Below are 17098 nucleotides of genomic sequence, written 5' to 3' on the forward strand. Positions count from 1 at the left end.
CGGGACGATTCGGGGGGTTCCGAATCGATGGCCGCGACCGGGCGGCGGCTCCTAACGTCCGGCGCATGCTCGCAATCGAGGCGGACGCGCTGCGCCGCACCTACACCAGCAGGACCGGGTGGCCGAAGTCCCGGCGCACCGAGACCGAGGCCGTGCGGGGGGTCACCTTCGAGGTGGCGCCGGGGGAGTTGTTCGGCCTGCTCGGGCCCAACGGCGCGGGGAAGACCACCACCATCAAGATGCTCAACACCCTCCTCCTGCCGACCTCCGGCACGGCCCGGGTGTTCGGCCACGACGTGGCCCGCGACCCCGTCGCCGTACGCCGCAGGATCGGGTACGTCTTCGGCGGCGACCGGGGCCTCTACGACCGGCTCTCCGCGCTCGACAACCTCCGCTACTTCGCCGAGCTGTACGGCGTCCCGGCGCGCGAGCAGAAGCGGCGCATCGCCGAACTCCTCGACCTGGTGGGCCTCCTGGGCCGGGAGAAGGAGCGCGTCGAGGGCTACTCGCGCGGCATGCGGCAGCGCCTCCACATCGCGCGCGGCCTGCTGCACCGGCCCGACGTCCTCTTCCTCGACGAGCCGTCCATCGGCGTCGACCCGGTCGCCGCCCGCGACCTGCGCCGCACCGTCGCCGACCTGGCCGCGGCCGGCACGACCGTGCTGCTCACCACCCACTACATGGCCGAGGCCGACGAGCTCTGCGACCGGATCGCCGTCATCGCGGGTGGCCGGATCCGTGCCCTCGGCACCCCCGACAGCCTCAAGTCCCTGGTGCGGGAAAGGGACGTGCTGGAGATCGAGGCGTACGGGGTGGACGAGGAACGGCTCGACCGGGTGCGGCGGGTGCCCGGGGTGCGGGGCGTGTCCGCCGAGGACCGGGGCGCGCTCCAGACCGTGACCGTGCAGACCGGCCGCGGCGCCTCCGACCTGCACGGACCCGTCCTCGCCGCGCTGGACGGCATACGGATCGGACGGGTCACGAGCCGCGAACCGTCCCTGGAGGACGCCTACATCGCGATCGTGGAGGACGCGGCGGGCGGGGGCTCGGGCGCCGCCGGGAACGGGGCGACGCACACGGCGTCCGGCGTCGGGCCCGGGGTGTCGGAGGCCGACGGTCCCGCGGAGGTGTCGGTATGAGGCGCGTCCCCCGGCTGATCCTCGTCGGCGTGCGCACCCACGTCGCGTACATGACGCGCTCCCCGATCGAGATCACGTTCGCCGTCCTCGTCCCGCTCGTCTACGCGACCCTGGCCGTCTACCTGTTCCGCGCCGCCGGCGACCCGGACCGGCTGCTCACCGCCTCCGTCGGGGCCGGCCTCATGGGCATCTGGGGGTCGGTGCTCTTCGGGTCGGGCGGCGCGGTGCAGAACCAGCGCTGGCTCGGCACCCTGGAGACCCTGGTCGTGGCGCCGACACCGCTCGCGCTGGTGCTGCTCCCGATCACCCTCGCGACCGCCGTCATCGGCACGTACGCGATGGGGGCGACGGTCCTGTGGGGCGTGCTGCTCTTCGACGTGCCGCTCGACTTCGCGCACCCGCTGCTCTTCCTGGTCGCCGTCCCGGTCTGCGTCCTCGCGCTCGGGATGACGGGGCTGCTGCTCGCCGCCACCTTCGTCCTGCTGCGCAACGCCAACGCCCTCGCCAACCCGCTCGACACCCCCGTCTGGCTGCTGTCCGGGCTCCTCGTGCCGGTGACGGTGCTGCCCGCCTGGACCCACCCGATCTCCTGGGCGCTGCCCACGACCTGGGGCGCGCGGGCCGTGCACGCGGCGACCTCCGGCGGGGACGTGGGCGCGCCGCTGCTCGCGGCCGTCGCGCTCGGCGCCGCGTACGCCCTGGCCGCCGTCCTCGTCCTCGGCCGCGTGGAGCGCCGGGCGCGCGCCGCGGCCACCCTCGCCCTCACCTGAAAGGCCAGAGAGACATGTTCCGTTTCCTCGGCACCGCCCGGCTCGTCGTCGTCGGCGGGGCGATCTCCTACCGGGCGCTGTTCAACTGGACCACCCCGCCGATGTTCATCGGAACCCTGCTGGTCGGGCCGCTGCTCCAGGTTTTCTTCTTCGTCTTCCTGGGCAGGGAACTCGGTGTCGCCGACGACCGCTTCCACCTTGTCGGAAACGCCGTCCTCGCAGCTTCCGCCTCCTGCGTGTACGGCGGCACGATGGCCGTCGCGAACGAGCGCCGGTACGGCACCCTCGGGGCCGTCCTGCTGTCGCCCCGGCACCGGGTCCCGCTGTGGATCGGGCGCGCCCTCCCGTACGTGCTCAACGGACTGTTCGTCAGTGCCTTCGTGCTGGCCACGGCCTCGCTCGTGCTCGGGCTGCCCGTGCCCGCGGGGGCGCTGCCCGGGCTCGGTCTGGTGCTGCTGGTCGCGGCGGGCGCCTGCTCGGCGTTCGGGCTCGCGCTGGGGGCGCTCGGGCTCCGCTTCCGTGACGTGTTCCTGGTGTCGAACGTGGCCAGTTCGGTGCTGCTCCTCCTGACGGGCGCCGCCGTGCCCAGGGACACGCTGCCCGGGTGGATGCGGACCGCCGGTGAGCTGCTGCCGCTCACGCACGCGGCGGACGCGGCCCGCGGGCTGACGGCGGGCGCCGGTCTCGACGCGGCGCTGCTCGGGGCCGAGCTCGCGGTCGGGGCCGGGTGGGCGCTGCTCGCCGTCGCCCTGCTCGGGGTCTTCGAGCGCGGCAGCCGCCGCCGGGCCACGCTCGACACGATGTGACGGAAGAGACGTGAAGCCAGAGGAGAGGGGGTCGGGAGGGGTGGGGCGGGGGGTGGGGGAGGGAGGGGACGGGAAAAAGTGGAGTGAGGAATGGGTCACTACCGGCCATCTTCGTGAAACCGTCCGGGGCGCCCCGCGTCGTTCACCCGGAATTCGCACTCATGACGCCCAGAGGTGTCAGCCTCGGCTCCGGGAGACGAACACCGCACGTGGACGGAACGGGGTACGGGCATGGAGAGCGGGCCGGCGATCTTCGCGGGGGCGGCGTTCACGCTGTTCGGAGGCGCGCTGCTGCTGTGGACCGCCGTGCGCTCACTGCACCGTGAGCCCGTGGTGTACGGGGTCGCGCCGCGTACCGCGGTCGCGCTGACGGCCCTGTCCGGTGCCGCCGTCCTGGCCCTCGGCCTCTGGTGCTTCGGCCGCGTCTGAATCCCGCCCGGGGTCCGGCCGCGGCCCCGCCGGCGACGGCACCGGCCCGACCGCCCGCCCCGCCCGTCCGGGAGTCCGGGCGGCAGGAATGCCAAAACTCGGGTTACCGTTCGAGTGGCCGTTGCGGGCTTTCGCCGTTTGACACGGGGGCGGGTTGTACCGTCACACTCCGCAGCGACGGGAGCGTCACCGTCCGTGCCGCTGCCGTGCGTGCCAGTGCCGTACGTGCCAGAGAGTGTCGATCCCGGAGAGAAGAGCGAAGTTGTCCCCGACCAGCGAGACCGCACCCGGCGGCCGCCGACTCGTCATCGTCGAGTCGCCTGCCAAGGCGAAGACGATCAAGGGCTACCTCGGCCCCGGCTACGTCGTCGAGGCGAGCGTCGGGCACATCCGCGACCTCCCCAGCGGTGCCGCCGAGGTGCCGGAGAAGTACACCGGCGAGGTGCGCCGGCTCGGGGTCGACGTCGAGCACGACTTCCAGCCCATCTACGTCGTCAACGCGGACAAGAAGGCCCAGGTCAGGAAGCTCAAGGAGCTCCTCGCCGAGTCCGACGAACTCTTCCTCGCCACCGATGAGGACCGCGAGGGCGAGGCCATCGCGTGGCACCTCCAGGAAGTCCTGAAGCCCAAGGTCCCGGTCCACCGGATGGTCTTCCACGAGATCACCAAGGACGCGATCCGCGAGGCCGTCGCCAACCCGCGCGAGCTGAACCAGCGCATGGTCGACGCCCAGGAGACCCGCCGCATCCTCGACCGGCTGTACGGCTACGAGGTGTCGCCGGTCCTGTGGAAGAAGGTCATGCCGCGGCTGTCCGCCGGCCGCGTGCAGTCCGTCGCCACCCGGCTCGTCGTCGAGCGGGAGCGCGAGCGCATCGCCTTCCGCTCCGCCGAGTACTGGGACCTCACCGGCACCTTCGGCACCGGCCGTACCGGTGACGCCTCCGACCCGTCGTCGCTGGTCGCGCGCCTCGCGACGGTCGACGGCAAGCGCGTCGCGCAGGGCCGTGACTTCGGCGCCGACGGCCGCCTGAAGACCGAGACCGTGCTCCACCTGGACGAGGCGGACGCGCGGGCCCTGGCCGCCGCGCTCGCCGACACGGCGTTCGCCGTGCGCTCGGTCGAGTCGAAGCCGTACCGCCGGTCGCCGTACGCGCCCTTCCGGACCACCACCCTCCAGCAGGAGGCGAGCCGCAAGCTGGGCTTCGGTGCGAAGGCGACCATGCAGGTGGCGCAGAAGCTGTACGAGAACGGCTTCATCACCTACATGCGTACGGACTCCACCACCCTGTCCGACACCGCCGTCGCGGCGGCCCGGGCGCAGGTCACCCAGCTGTACGGCGCCGACTACCTGCCGGAGAAGGCGCGCGTCTACGCGGGCAAGGTCAAGAACGCGCAGGAGGCGCACGAGGCGATTCGTCCTTCGGGTGATCGTTTCCGCACTCCGGCGGAGACCGGCCTGACCGGCGACCAGTTCCGTCTCTACGAGCTCATCTGGAAGCGGACCGTCGCCTCCCAGATGAAGGATGCCACCGGCAACTCGGTCACCGTGAAGATCGGCGGCCGCGCCGCCGACGGCCGCGACGCCGAGTTCAGCGCGTCCGGCAAGACGATCACCTTCCACGGCTTCATGAAGGCCTACGTGGAAGGGGCCGACGACCCGAACGCGGAGCTCGACGACCGCGAGCGGCGCCTGCCGCAGGTCGCCGAGGGCGACGCGCTGACCGCCGACGAGATCACCGTCGACGGGCACGCCACCAAGCCGCCGGCCCGCTACACCGAGGCCTCGCTGGTCAAGGAGCTCGAAGAGCGCGAGATCGGCCGCCCGTCGACGTACGCGTCGATCATCGGCACCATCCTCGACCGCGGCTACGTCTTCAAGAAGGGCACGGCCCTCGTGCCGTCCTTCCTGAGCTTCGCCGTCGTCAACCTCCTGGAGAAGCACTTCGGGCGCCTCGTCGACTACGACTTCACCGCCCGCATGGAGGACGACCTCGACCGCATCGCGCGGGGCGAGGCCCAGTCCGTGCCGTGGCTGAAGCGCTTCTACTTCGGTGAGGGCGAGGACGGCACGGGCGGCGCGGCCGACGCCGGGAACGGCGACGGCGACCACCTCGGCGGCCTCAAGGAGCTCGTCACCGACCTCGGCGCCATCGACGCCCGCGAGATCTCCTCGTTCCCCGTCGGCAACGGCATCGTGCTCCGCGTCGGCCGCTACGGCCCGTACGTCGAGCGCGGCGAGAAGGACGCCGAGGGCCACCAGCGCGCCGACGTCCCCGACGACCTCGCGCCCGACGAGCTGACCGTCGAGCACGCCGAGGAGCTGCTCGCCAAGCCGAGCGGCGACTTCGAGCTGGGCACCGACCCCGTCAGCGGCCACCAGATCGTCGCCAAGGACGGCCGCTACGGCCCGTACGTCACCGAGATCCTGCCCGAGGGCACCCCGAAGACCGGCAAGAACGCGGTGAAGCCGCGCACCGCCTCCCTCTTCAAGTCGATGGCCCTCGACACCGTCACCCTGGAGGACGCCCTCCGGCTGATGTCCCTGCCGCGGACCGTCGGCGCGGACGCCGAGGGCGTCGAGATCACCGCCCAGAACGGCCGCTACGGCCCGTACCTGAAGAAGGGCACGGACTCGCGGTCGCTCACCGACGAGGAGCAGCTCTTCACGATCACCCTCGAAGAGGCGCTCGCGATCTACGCCCAGCCGAAGCAGCGGGGCCGCGCCGCGGCCAAGCCGCCGCTGAAGGAGCTCGGCACCGACCCGGTCAGCGAGAAGCCCGTGGTCGTCAAGGACGGCCGCTTCGGCCCGTACGTGACGGACGGCGAGACCAACGCCACCCTGCGCACCGGCGACAGCGTCGAGGAGATCACGCCCGAGCGCGGCTACGAGCTCCTCGCGGAGAAGCGGGCCAAGGGGCCGGCGAAGAAGGTCGCCAAGAAGGCCCCGGCCAAGAAGACGACGGCGAAGAAGACGGCCACCAAGACGGCGGCGAAGAAGACCACCACCGCCAAGAAGACGGCCGCGAAGAAGACCACGACGGCGAAGAAGACGACCGCTGCCAAGAAGACGGCGGCGGCCAAGCCGGAGTAGTACCGCACCGCGCGGACGACGGGGGCGGAGACCGGGTGTCTCCGCCCCCGTCGCCGTCCCGTCACAGCCTCGTCCTGATGTTCGGGCGCAGGCCGCGACGAGGGAGGCCGTCCGGATAGGGTGGACGGATGACGCGAGCAGAGCAGCCAGACCGCCTCGGTGATTCCGACGCCGCACTCGTCGCGGATTCCCGGGAGCGCGCCGTCGGCGCCCTCTTGCGCCATCAGCCGTTGCGCCGGCTGTGGACCGCCCACGCGCTCGGCAGCACCGGCGACGTCCTCGCCCTCCTCGTGCTCGTCCTCCTCGGCCTTCAGGCGGCCGTCGCCGAGGGCGCGCTCGGAGGCGGCTACCGGGGGGCCGCGTTCGCCGTGGCCGCCGTCGTCGGCGCGCGCCTGCTGGCCTCGGTCGTCTTCGGAGCGGTACTCCTCGGACCGCTGACCGCGCTCACCGGACCCGGCGGCGCGTTCGACCGGCGCTGGACCATGATCGGCGCCGACGGCGTGCGGATCGCGCTCCTCGTCGTCGCCCCCCTGTGGATCGACTGGGTCCCCCGCGACGCCCTCTGGTACCTGCTCGGCACCGTGTTCGTCACCGGTGCGGCCGAGCGGCTCTGGACGATCGGCCGCGAGGGCGCCGCGCCCGCGCTGCTGCCCGCCCCGCCGCTCGAAGGCGCCGCCGTACGGCCGCTGCCCGACCACCTCGGGGCGCTGCGCCGGCTGTCCCAGCGCACCGGCTTCCTCGCCGTCCCGGCCGCGGCCGCCGCCCTGCTGGTCGCCACCCTGGTCGGCAACCTGCTCGGCGCCGGACTCGACTGGTTCTCGCTGCACCAGGCCGCCCTCGGCTCGTATGTCGCCGCCGGGCTCTTCGCCGCCTCCGTCACCGTCGTGTACGCGATGGCGCTGCCCGGCGGGGAGACCCCCCGGCCCCGCTCGCCCCTCGAAGGCCTGCGCCGACCGTCGGCCGGGAAGGGCACCCCGGAGGAGGGCAAGGCCGCGGCCGAGAAGGGCCGCACCGGCGCCCTGCCGCTGCTCGTCCTGACCTGCGCCACCGTCGCCGGAGCCATCGCCGCCGCCGCGTCCGTCTCCGTCCTCCACGCGTACGACCTCGGCGGCGGGCCCGTCACGTACGCGCTCCTGGTCCTGGCGCTCAGCGGCGCCACCGCCGTCGGCATCCGGACCGCGGGCTCCGTCCTGCCCGTCCTGTCCCGGCGCCGGCTGCTCGCCCTCGTGACCGCCGTCACCGGCGTCGCCCTCATCGCGATGGGCCTCGTGCCCGACACGGCGACCGTGCTGTTCCTCGCCGCCCTCGCCGGGTACGCCGCCGGGGTCGCCGCGAACACCGGCCACCACCTCGTCGACCAGGAGACCGAGGAGCCCCGCCGGGCGCGCACCACCGAACACCTCCAGGCCACCGCCCGCGTCGGCATGGCCGTCGGCGCGCTCGCCGCGCCGCTCCTCGCCGCCGCGATCGGACCCCACCGGCTCGCCTCCGGCGACTTCGTCTTCGCACACGGCGGCGCCGCCTTCACGCTCGTCCTCGTCGGCGCGCTGCTGCTGCCGGTCGCCGCGCTCGTCCTCGCCAGGACCGACGACCGCGCCGGGGTCCCGCTCCGCCGCGACCTGCGCGACGCGCTGCGCGGCTCCGACCCGGCCCAGGCACCCTCGCCGACCGGCTTCTTCATCGCCCTGGAGGGCGGCGACGGAGCCGGCAAGTCGACCCAGGTCGAGGCGCTCGCCGAGTGGATCCGTGCCAAGGGCCACGAAGTCGTCGTCACCCGCGAGCCCGGCGCCACCCCGATCGGCAAGCGGCTCCGCTCGATCCTCCTCGACGTGTCGTCGGCGGGGCTCTCGAACCGGGCCGAGGCCCTGCTGTACGCGGCCGACCGCGCCGAGCACGTCGACTCGCTGGTCCGGCCGGCCCTGGAGCGGGGCGCGGTCGTCCTCTCCGACCGTTACATCGACTCGTCCGTGGCCTACCAGGGCGCGGGCCGCGACCTGTCCCCGACCGAGATCGCCCGCATCTCCCGCTGGGCGACCAGCGGACTCGTCCCGCACCTGACCGTGGTGCTCGACGTCTCCCCGGAGACCGCGAGGGAACGGTTCACCGAGGCCCCCGACCGCCTGGAGTCCGAGCCGCCGGAGTTCCACGCGCGCGTGCGGTCCGGATTCCTCGCCCTCGCGGCCGCCGACCCGAGCCGCTACCTCGTCGTCGACGCCGGCCAGGAGCCGGAAGCCGTCACCACCGTCGTCCGCCACCGGCTCGACCGGATGCTGCCGCTCTCCGAGGCCGAGGTGAAGGCCGCCGAGGAGGCACGCCGGAAGGCCGAGGAGGAGGCGCGCCGCCAGGCCGAGGAAGAGGCGGCCCGCAAGGCCGAGGAGGAGCGCCTGGAGCGCGAGCGGCAGGCGCAGCTCGCCAAGCTCCGCGCCGAGGAGGAGGAGCGCAAGCGGCGCGAGGAGGAGGAAGCGCGCCGCCTGGAGGCCGAACGGCAGGCGGAGGAGGCCCGCCGCCAGGCCGAGGAGGCCCGGATCGCCGCGGAGCTCGCCGCCGAGGAGGAACGCAAGCGCCTCGCGGCCGAGGAGAAGGCCCGCCAGGAGGAGCAGGAGCGGCTCCGCAAGGAGGCCGAGGAGGAGGCCCGGCTGCGCGCCGAGGCCGAGGAACGCCGCCTGGAGAAGCAGCGCAAGGCCGAAGAGGCCCTGCTCCGCGCCGAGGAGGCCCGCCGGATGGCCGAGGCCGCCGCCGCCGCGCAGGCGGCCGAGGAGGCCGCGGTGCGGGCCGCCGCGGAGAAGGTCGCCGCCGAGGCCGCGGCCAAGGCGGCCGCCGAGAAGGCCGCGGCGGAACGTGCCGCCGCCGAGCTGGCCGCCGCCCAGCGGGCCGCGGCCACCAAGGCCGCGCAGGAGAAGGCTGCGGCCGAGAAGGCCGCGGCGGAGAAGGCCGCCGGCGAGCGGGCAGCGGCGGCCAAGGCGGCTGCCGAGAAGGCCGCCGGGGAGAAGGCTGCCGCCGAGGCGAAGGCTGCCGCCGCGCGTGCCGCCGCCGAGACCTCGGCGAACGAGGTCACCGTCGAGACCCCGGTCGTCACGCCGGACGAGGTCACCGTCGAGACCCCGGTCGTCAAGAAGCCGGGCGAGCCCGAGGTCTCGCCGAACGAGGTCACCGTGGCCACCCCGATCGTGCGGCCCGAAGCCGACGAGACGGCCGTCCTGCCCGTGGTCCGGGAGACCCGGGGCATCGACGAGACCGCGGTCCTGCCGCCCGTACGCGACACCGCTTCCGTACGCGACACCGCTCCCGCACGCCCCCGCGCGTCCGACCCCGCCGACCGGGTCCCGCAGGGCATCTTCCGCGACGAGCCCGCCGGACGCGGCGCGGAGGAGGATCCGCACGGCGCGAACGACCGCACCCGCGAGCTGCCCCAGCTCGACGAGAACGGCCGGCCGCGCCGCCGCTCCGACTGGGCCGAGGAGACCCCGCTCGACGATCTGCCGACCCTCGCGGACGAGCTGTTCGGCCCGCACGACGACGAGGACGGCGGCCGCCGCCGCTGATCTCCTCCCGATGGGGGGTGTAGCTAGCTCCACCCCCCATCGGGCAGCCAGCTCCATACCGCTGTGACCTGCACTTTTCTAGCGTTGTCGGCATGATGACGACAGCAGTGACGGAGAGCGGCGCGGCCCTCGCCCTGGACGGGGTGACCCGGACGTACGGACGCGGAGCCCCCGCGCTCGACGGGGTGAGCCTGGCCGTGCCGCGGGGCCGGTTCGTGGCGGTGATGGGCCCGTCGGGCTCCGGCAAGTCCACGCTGCTGCGCTGCGCGGCCGGGCTCGAACGGCCGACGGCCGGGACGGTACGGATCGGGGGCACCGACCTCGCCACGCTGAAGGCGTCCGGCCTCACCCGGCTCCGACGGGACCGGATCGGCTTCGTCTTCCAGTCGCTCAACCTCGTCTCCGCCCTGAACGTCCGCGAGAACGTCACCCTGCCGCTGCTCCTCGCCGGAGCCCGCGGCGGTCGCGAACTCGACGCCCGCGCCCTCGCCGGCCTCGACGCGGTGGGGCTCGCCGACCGCGCCGACGACACTCCCGAACACCTCTCCGGCGGCCAGCGGCAGCGGGTGGCCATCGCGCGCGCCCTCGTCAACGAACCCGAGGTCGTCTTCGCCGACGAGCCCACCGCCGCCCTCGACCCGGTCACCGCCGCCGGCGTCCTCGCCCTCCTGCGCCGCGCCGTCGACGAGCGGGGCCGCACCGTCGTCCTGGTCACCCACGACCCCGTGGCCGCCGCCTGGACGGACGAAGCCGTCTTCCTGGACCGCGGCCGCCTCGTCGGCCGCCTCGACCACCCGGACGAGACCGGCGTACGGGAGGCACTGGGCGTACGTCCCGGGGTCGGGGCGCGGGAGGGGCGGGGTGGCTCCGGTGGGGCCGGTGCGCGGGAGACGTGGGGTGCCGGTGCCGGTGCCGGGGCGCGGCAGGGGCGGGGTGGCTCCGGCGGGGCCGAGCGGTTCGCGGCGGTGGCGCGATGAGCCGGAAGGGGAACGCCGCGGTGGGGCTGCTCGCCGGCCGGTCGCTGCGGGCGCACCGGAAGGCGTGGGCGGCCGTGTTCGCTGCCGTCGCCGTCACCTCCGCGCTGCTCGGCGCCCTGGCCCTCGCCCTCGGCTCGGCCGGGCTCGGCCACGCGCGCGTGGAGCGGTTCGCGGCCGCGCCCGTCGTCGTCGCCGGCGACCAGGAGGTCAGCTGGCGGGCCACCCCGTGGGGCAGCGAGCCCACCACCGTGACGGCCGGTCTCACCGAGCGGGTACGGATCCCGGCGGCCACCGCCGACGTGCTCCGCACGGTTCCCGGCGTCCGGGCCGCCGTGCCGGACGACACGTTCGTCGTACGGGAGCGGGAGGTGGGGGCCGGGACGGGCGCTGCCACCGGTGCGGGGGCGCGGACCCACACCGGGCGGTCGTGGGAGGCCGCCGCGCTCGCTCCGTACCGGCTGGTCGAGGGGCGGGAGCCCCGGCGGGCCGGAGAGGTCGTCGCGGGCGGCGGCGACGGCGGGGCCGGGGCCGGGGCCCTGGCCGGATCCTCGTCCGCGGCCGGATCCTCGTCCAGGTCCGGATCCTCGTCCGGGTCCGGGGGAGGCGTCCGGGTCGGGGACACCGTCGCCGGGCGTACGGTCGTCGGCCTGGCGGACGGGCCGGCCGCGCTGTACTTCACAGCGGAGGAGGCGCGGAGGCTCGCCGGGCATCCGGGGGCCGTGGACGCCGTCGGGGTCCTCGGGGAACCCGGTGTGCCGGCGGACACGCTCCACGCGCGCGTGCGGGCGGCCCTGGACGCCGCGGGCCTGAAGGACACCGCCGCGGGCCTGCCGCTCCGGGCGCTCACCGGCGACGGGCGGGGCGGTGCCGAGCACCTCGGCGCGCTCCCCGCGCGCGGGGACCTCCTCCAGATGCTCGCCGCCGTGTCCGGGACGGTCGTCCTCGTCGCCGTACTCGTCCTCGCCTCGCTGGTCGCCCAGGCGCTGGGGCAGCGCTCCGCCGAGCGGGACCTGCTGCTCTCCGTCGGCGCGACGCCCCGTCAAGTGCGGGCGGCGGCAGGCCGGGAGGTGACCCGGGTCGCGGGTGCGGCGGCGCTGGTCGGCGGGCTCGCGGCCGTACCGGCGTTCCTCGCCCTGTGGTCGGCGCTGCGGGGCCGGCCGGGCGTCGTGCCGGAAGGGCTCGAACTGCCGTCCCCGCCGTGGCTGTTCGCCGGCGTCCTGGTGGTCGCCGCCGTCGTCGTGGGGATCGCCCGGCTCGTCGTCCTCTTCGCCGCCCGGCGGCCGGGGCGCCCCGGGAAGGGCGCCGCGCGCCGCATCTCGGGGATCGCGCTGCTCGTGCTCGGCGCGACGGCGGCCGGCACCGCCACGGTCCAGGGCGGCGACGCGGCCGCGGCCGCCGCCGGAGCGGCCACGGTGACGCTGGTCGTCGGGTGCGCGCTGCTCGGGCCGTGGATCGCGCGGGCCGCGATGACGGTCCTCGACCGGCCGTTCCGGTGGTTCGGCGGCGCGCCCGGCCGGCTCACGGCGGCCGGGGCGACCGCGCACTCGCGCCGCCTCGGCGCCGCGCTCGTCCCGGTCGTCCTCGTCACCGCCTTCGCCCTCGTCCAGCTTTCGGCGGGCACGACCATGGAGCGGGCCGCGGGGGCGCAGGCGCGGGCCGCGACCACCGCCGACCTCGCGTTCACCGGTACGACGGCGGAGCGGGTGCGGCGGCTGCCGGGGGTGGAGTCGGCCACGGACGTGCTGCGTTCGACGGTCGTCCTGGCCCGGACACAGGCCGGCTCGCCGCGCCTCGACCGGCTCCCCGTCCTCGGCGTGGACGCCGCCGGCCTCGCGGGCACGCTCGACCCCGGCGTCGTCGCGGGCGACCTGGCCGGACTCGGCCGCCCCGGCACCGTCGCCGTCGGCGCGGGCACGGCCGACTCCCTTGAGGCGAAGCCCGGTTCGACCGTCGAGCTGCGACTCGGCGACGGGACGCCGAAGCGGCTGCGGGTGGTGGCGGTCTACGAACGCTCGCTCGCCCTCGGCGAGTTCCTGCTGCCGAAGTCCGAACTGGCCCCGCACATGAGCGATCCGTACCCCGCGCGCGTACTGGCGTCGACCGGTCGGACACCGGCGGGTGCCCCGGAGCCGGGCCTGACCCCGGCGGCCACGTCCGTCGCCCCCGAGCAGGTGACGCTCCCCGGGGCCGAGCTGAACGGGATCGTCTCGGCCGCCGTCGTCGGCGCCATCGGCGGGCTCACCCTCCTGTCGGTCCTCAGCACCCTCGCCCTGATCGGCGCGGGGCGGCGCGGCGAGCTGGCCCTGCTCCGGCAGGTCGGCGCCTCCGCCGGTCAGCTGCGCCGGATGCTCGGCCTGGAGGCCGGGTTCCTGACCGCCACGGGCCTGATCATCGGAGCCGTGGTGGCCGCCCTCCCGCTCACCGCCTTCGCCTGGGCCCTCACCGGCGGCCTGCCCTACCTGCCACCCGCCCAGGCCGGACTCATCGCGGGAACGGTGGTGGTGACGGTGGCCGCCGGAGTGTTCCTGCCGGTCGCGGGACGGCGGGTGGGGCGCTGACGCGGACCGCCGGAGCGTTCCTGCCGGTCGCGGGACAGGCGGGTGGGGTACTGGCGCGGCCTCGGTCAGGCGTCGAGGGGCGGCCCTGCCCGTCGTGGGGCGGCGGGTAGGGCGCTGGCCGACCGTGGTCAGGCGTCGAGGTACGCCAGGACGGCGAGGACGCGGCGGTGGCCGCCGCCGTCGCTCGGCGGCAGGCCGAGCTTCGCGAAGACGTTGCCGATGTGCTTGTGCACGGCCCGCTCGGTGACCACCATCGAGCGGGCGATCGTGCCGTTGTCGAGCCCCTGCGCCATCAGCTCCAGGACCTCGCGTTCGCGGGGCGTGAGGGAGTCCAGCGGGTCGTCGCGGCGGCGGGCCAGGAGTTCGGTGACGACCTCCGGGTCCAGGGCCGTACCCCCGGAGGCGACCCGTTCCAGGGCGTCCAGGAACTCGTCGACCCGCCCCACCCGGTCCTTCAGGAGGTAGCCGACGCCCCGTGCGCCGCCGCCCAGGAGCTCCGCCGCGTACGTCTCCTCCACGTACTGGGAGAGCACGAGCACCGGCAGGTCCGGCAGCCGCTCGCGGGCCGCGAGCGCCGCCCGCAGCCCCTCGTCGCGGAAGCCGGGCGGCAGCCGCACGTCGAGGACGGCCACGTCCGGGCGGTGCTCCAGGAGCAGCGGAAGGATCTCGGGCCCGGTGGCCGCGACCCCGACGACCTCGTGGCCGGAGGAGGTCAGCAACAGCACCAGGCCCTCCCGCAGGAGGGCGTTGTCCTCGGCGATCACCACACGCACGGAAGCTCCACTTCGATCACGGTCGGGCCCCCTTCGGGGCTGGTCAGTCGTACGGTGCCGTCCAGGGCGGCGACCCGTCGGCGCATGCCCGTCAGCCCGGAGCCGCCGCTCTCCCCGGCCTCGGCCCCGCCCCGGCCCTCGTCCCGCACGCGCACGCGTAGCCCGGTCCGCTCACGGGCGAGGGCCACGGAGGCCCGCGCGGCTCCGCTGTGCTTGGCGGCGTTCGTCAGCGCCTCGGCCACGACGAAGTACGCCGCGGCCTCGACGGCGGCGGGCGCGCGGGGTCCGTCGGAGGGGGCCTGGGGGTCTGTGGGGGTGGCAGGGCCGGTGGGGTCCGTGTGGGGGGTGGGGTCCGTACGAGTGGCGGGGACGGCGGCCAGGCCCGTCACCGTGACCGCCACTTCCAGGCCGCTGCTCGCGGCGAGGGCCCGTACCGCCCCGGTCAGACCGCGGTCGGTGAGGATCGGCGGGTGGATGCCGCGCACCACGTGCCGCAACTCGGCCAGCGCCTCCTCGGCCTGCGTCTGGGCGTCGTCCAGGAGCTTGCGCGCGGTCGCGGGATCGGATTCGTACGCGCGCCGGGCAAGGCCGATCCGCATGGAGAGCGCCACCAGACGGGCCTGCGCGCCGTCGTGGAGGTCGCGCTCGATCCGGCGCAGTTCGGCGCCGTGCGCGGCGACCGCGCCCGCCCGGGTGGCCGTCAGCTGCTCGATACGGGCGGCCAGCGCGGCGTCCCGGGCCGCCGACGGGGTCGGCGTGAGCAGCGCGCGCGACCATTCGGCCGCGAGCCCGGCGAGCCTGCCGATCAGCGGCAGCGCCACCGGCCGCCGCCCCGCGAGCCCGGTCCAGACCCCGTCGACCAGCAGCGCGGGCCCCCACAGGACGAGCGAGAGGTACCAGAGCACCGAGCCGTAGAGCAGCTGCGCAGCGGCCCAGACCAGGTCCCGCCGGGTGCCGGGGTCGGTGACGGCCGTCCGCACGCGCGCGGGGAGCGGCCCCTCCAGCGGCAGGTACGCCTCCGGGACCGGCGAACCGGTCCACGCGGCCGTACGGCGCCGCTCCCAGCCGGCGATCCGGCGCAGCAGCAGCACGCTCTCGGGAAGCACCCCGGCGCCGATGACCGTGACGGTGAGGAACGCCGTGAACAGGGCGACGCCCACCATCAGGTAGCAGAGGAGCGAGAGCGCGGCCCCGATCGCGAGATGGAGCCACGCCCGGGCCGCTTCCTTGATCGCCTCACGCATGGAGCAAGCCTAGGCGGCGGTCGCACGGCGGACGGTGGAGCGGGCTACACCATCGGTCCGGGAGCGGGCACCGCTGTGCGCGGGCCCGGGGCGCACGAGGATCGGAGGGTCGCCGGAAACGACCTGCGGCCCACCCCGAACCCCCTTCACGGAGGCACCCCATGCGCGCCCTTCTCTGGCTGCTGCTCGCCGCGAGCGTCCTGGCCAACGTCTTCATCAGCACCTTCGCCGGGTGGACCGGCGGCCTCCGGGTCGCCGGAAGCGTCTGCACCGGCGCGGTCCTGCTCGGCTCCGCCGTCGGCCTGTGGCTGACCCGTCCGCGGGACCGGGCCCGCGTGTGACGCGGGGCGGCGCGGAGTGCCGCGCCGTCGCGCGGTGGAGGTTGTCGGAGAACCGTCGCGCCGCCGTCCGGCGGGGGGTGCCGGAGAACGCCGAGCCGTCATCCGGCGGGGAGTGCCGGAGAACCGCCGCGCCGTCGTCCGGCAGGGGTTGTCAGAGGACTGCCCCACAATGGAGGGCGTACCTGAGGAGGGGCAGACATGGCCGTATGGGACGACCTGGTCGGACAGGCGCGGGTCGAGGAGCAGCTCGCCGCCGCCGCGCGGGACGCCGACGCGCTCGTGACCGCCCATGCCGCCGGAGAGCCCGCCCCCGAGGCCTCGAAGATGACCCACGCATGGCTCTTCACCGGCCCGCCGGGAGCCGGCCGGGAGACGGCGGCACGGGCGTTCGCCGCCGCGCTGCAGTGCGTGAGCCCCGACCGGGCACTGGGCGGTGCGCCGGGCTGCGGGTTCTGCACCGGCTGCCACACCGCGCTGGTCGGCACCCACGCCGACGTGACGACGGTCAAGGCCGTCGGTGCCGTGGTCCGTGCGGAGGACATGCGCGACACCGTGCGCAAGTCGTACACGGCGCCGGCGAACGGCCGCTGGCAGGTCATCCTGGTGGCCGACGCGGAGCGGCTGAACGAGAAGTCGGCCAACGCTGTCCTGAAGGCCGTGGAGGAACCCGCCCAGCGGACCGTCTGGCTGCTCTGCGCGCCCTCCATCGAGGACGTGCTGCCCACGATCCGCTCCCGCTGCCGCCACCTGAACCTGAGCACGCCGTCGGTGCAGGCGGTCGCCGACGTGCTCGTACGGCGCGACGGCATCGAGCCGGAGGCGGCGTACGCCGCGGCCCACGCCACCCAGGGGCACGTCGACCGGGCGCGCCGGCTCGCCACCGACGAGCGGGCCCGCGCGCGCCGGGCCGCCGTCCTCAAGGTGCCGCTGCGCGTCGGGGACGTCGGCGGCTGCCTCAAGGCGGCCCAGGAACTCTTCGACGTGGCGGAGGAGGACGCGAAGCAGGTCGCCGAGGAGCTGGACACCAAGGAGGCCGAGGAGCTGAAGACGGCCCTCGGCGTCGCCCCGGGCGGTCGGCTGCCGCGGGGCACGGCCGGCGTGATGAAGGACCTGGAAGCGGACCAGAAGCGGCGCAGGACGCGGACCCAGCGCGACAGCCTCGACCTCGCGCTCACCGACCTCACCGGCTTCTACCGCGACGTCCTGGCCCTCCAGCTCCGCTCCCGCACCCCCCTGGCCAACACGGACGTGCGGGACGCGATCGAGCGGATCGCCCGCGAGACCACCCCGGAGCGCACCCTCCGCCGCATCGAGTCGATCCTCGCCTGCCGCGACGCCCTCGACCGCAACGTGGCCCCACTGCTCGCCATGGAAGCGATGGCGCTGGCCCTGCGCGACTAGGGCCTGTCGTCGCATTCCCGTCTGCCC

Annotated in this window: 12 protein-coding genes; 10 read left to right on the forward strand and 2 right to left on the reverse strand. The window is 75.2% G+C overall.

The genetic code is table 11. From position 1 onward, the window contains the following. Positions 1-65 precede the first annotated feature (65 nt). The 8 genes from ACFCY7_RS21140 to ACFCY7_RS21175 all read left to right on the forward strand — a co-directional run bounded on the left by ACFCY7_RS21140 (position 66) and on the right by ACFCY7_RS21175 (position 13312). Positions 66-1139 carry an ATP-binding cassette domain-containing protein gene (locus tag ACFCY7_RS21140; protein WP_376487315.1) on the forward strand — a complete coding sequence of 358 codons (1074 nt, stop codon included), beginning with the start codon at positions 66-68 and terminating at the stop codon, positions 1137-1139. Further along, positions 1136-1909 carry an ABC transporter permease gene (locus tag ACFCY7_RS21145; protein WP_367823279.1) on the forward strand — a complete coding sequence of 258 codons (774 nt, stop codon included), beginning with the start codon at positions 1136-1138 and terminating at the stop codon, positions 1907-1909. The genes ACFCY7_RS21140 and ACFCY7_RS21145 overlap by 4 nt, the downstream gene beginning before the upstream one ends. A 14-nt stretch (positions 1910-1923) precedes the next feature. Further along, a complete protein-coding gene (locus ACFCY7_RS21150; protein ID WP_376487316.1) occupies positions 1924-2715 on the forward strand; it encodes an ABC transporter permease in 792 nt (263 codons plus the stop codon). Positions 2716-2946: 231 nt separating this feature from the next. Further along, positions 2947-3144, forward strand: coding sequence for a hypothetical protein (locus tag ACFCY7_RS21155; protein WP_376487318.1), 198 nt, complete (start codon positions 2947-2949; stop codon positions 3142-3144). 262 nt (positions 3145-3406) lie between these two features. Beyond that, a complete protein-coding gene (topA, locus tag ACFCY7_RS21160) occupies positions 3407-6235 on the forward strand; it encodes a type I DNA topoisomerase (protein ID WP_376487319.1) in 2829 nt (942 codons plus the stop codon). A 128-nt stretch (positions 6236-6363) separates the two neighbouring features. Next, complete coding sequence (gene tmk, locus ACFCY7_RS21165; RefSeq protein ID WP_376487321.1) at positions 6364-9777, forward strand: dTMP kinase; 3414 nt, start codon at positions 6364-6366, stop codon at positions 9775-9777. Between the two features lie 92 nt (positions 9778-9869). Next, on the forward strand, positions 9870-10754 hold the full coding sequence (locus tag ACFCY7_RS21170) for an ABC transporter ATP-binding protein (RefSeq protein ID WP_376487323.1): 885 nt from the start codon (positions 9870-9872) through the stop codon (positions 10752-10754). Then, positions 10751-13312: an FtsX-like permease family protein gene (locus ACFCY7_RS21175; RefSeq protein ID WP_376487325.1), complete on the forward strand. Its 2562-nt coding sequence runs from the start codon at positions 10751-10753 to the stop codon at positions 13310-13312. The genes ACFCY7_RS21170 and ACFCY7_RS21175 overlap by 4 nt, the downstream gene beginning before the upstream one ends. Positions 13313-13440: 128 nt before the next feature. Here ACFCY7_RS21175 and ACFCY7_RS21180 read toward each other — a convergent pair whose 3' ends face one another. Together ACFCY7_RS21180 and ACFCY7_RS21185 are read right to left on the reverse strand one after the other, a co-directional pair. Beyond that, entirely contained in the window at positions 13441-14085 is a 645-nt protein-coding gene (locus tag ACFCY7_RS21180) for a LuxR C-terminal-related transcriptional regulator (RefSeq protein ID WP_376487326.1), read from the reverse strand. After that, on the reverse strand, positions 14073-15329 hold the full coding sequence (locus tag ACFCY7_RS21185; protein WP_376487327.1) for a sensor histidine kinase: 1257 nt from the start codon (positions 15327-15329) through the stop codon (positions 14073-14075). Before ACFCY7_RS21185 ends, ACFCY7_RS21180 begins: the two co-directional genes overlap by 13 nt. A 161-nt stretch (positions 15330-15490) precedes the next feature. Here ACFCY7_RS21185 and ACFCY7_RS21190 point away from each other — a divergent pair, with 161 nt between their 5' ends. Together ACFCY7_RS21190 and ACFCY7_RS21195 are read left to right on the forward strand one after the other, a co-directional pair. Further along, entirely contained in the window at positions 15491-15670 is a 180-nt protein-coding gene (locus ACFCY7_RS21190; protein WP_376487329.1) for a hypothetical protein, read from the forward strand. A gap of 198 nt (positions 15671-15868) precedes the next feature. Continuing rightward, positions 15869-17071 (forward strand): DNA polymerase III subunit delta', encoded by a 1203-nt coding sequence (locus ACFCY7_RS21195; RefSeq protein ID WP_376487331.1) that lies wholly within the window; start codon positions 15869-15871, stop codon positions 17069-17071. Positions 17072-17098: the final 27 nt, after the last annotated feature.

Source organism: Streptomyces sp. NPDC056361, from assembly GCF_042262805.1.
In the GTDB taxonomy this organism is placed as follows: Bacteria; Actinomycetota; Actinomycetes; order Streptomycetales; family Streptomycetaceae; genus Streptomyces.

Bases quoted from the DNA above. Each gene is read 5' to 3' on its own strand.
- ACFCY7_RS21150 (WP_376487316.1), top strand. From the start codon at position 1,924: ATGTTCCGTTTCCTCGGCACCGCCCGGCTCGTCGTCGTCGGCGGGGCG.
- ACFCY7_RS21170 (WP_376487323.1), top strand. From the start codon at position 9,870: ATGATGACGACAGCAGTGACGGAGAGCGGCGCGGCCCTCGCCCTGGAC.
- tmk (WP_376487321.1), top strand. From the start codon at position 6,364: ATGACGCGAGCAGAGCAGCCAGACCGCCTCGGTGATTCCGACGCCGCA.
- ACFCY7_RS21175 (WP_376487325.1), top strand. From the start codon at position 10,751: ATGAGCCGGAAGGGGAACGCCGCGGTGGGGCTGCTCGCCGGCCGGTCG.
- ACFCY7_RS21195 (WP_376487331.1), top strand. From the start codon at position 15,869: ATGGCCGTATGGGACGACCTGGTCGGACAGGCGCGGGTCGAGGAGCAG.
- ACFCY7_RS21190 (WP_376487329.1), top strand. From the start codon at position 15,491: ATGCGCGCCCTTCTCTGGCTGCTGCTCGCCGCGAGCGTCCTGGCCAAC.
- ACFCY7_RS21140 (WP_376487315.1), top strand. From the start codon at position 66: ATGCTCGCAATCGAGGCGGACGCGCTGCGCCGCACCTACACCAGCAGG.
- ACFCY7_RS21155 (WP_376487318.1), top strand. From the start codon at position 2,947: ATGGAGAGCGGGCCGGCGATCTTCGCGGGGGCGGCGTTCACGCTGTTC.
- ACFCY7_RS21185 (WP_376487327.1), bottom strand. From the start codon at position 15,329: ATGCGTGAGGCGATCAAGGAAGCGGCCCGGGCGTGGCTCCATCTCGCG.
- ACFCY7_RS21145 (WP_367823279.1), top strand. From the start codon at position 1,136: ATGAGGCGCGTCCCCCGGCTGATCCTCGTCGGCGTGCGCACCCACGTC.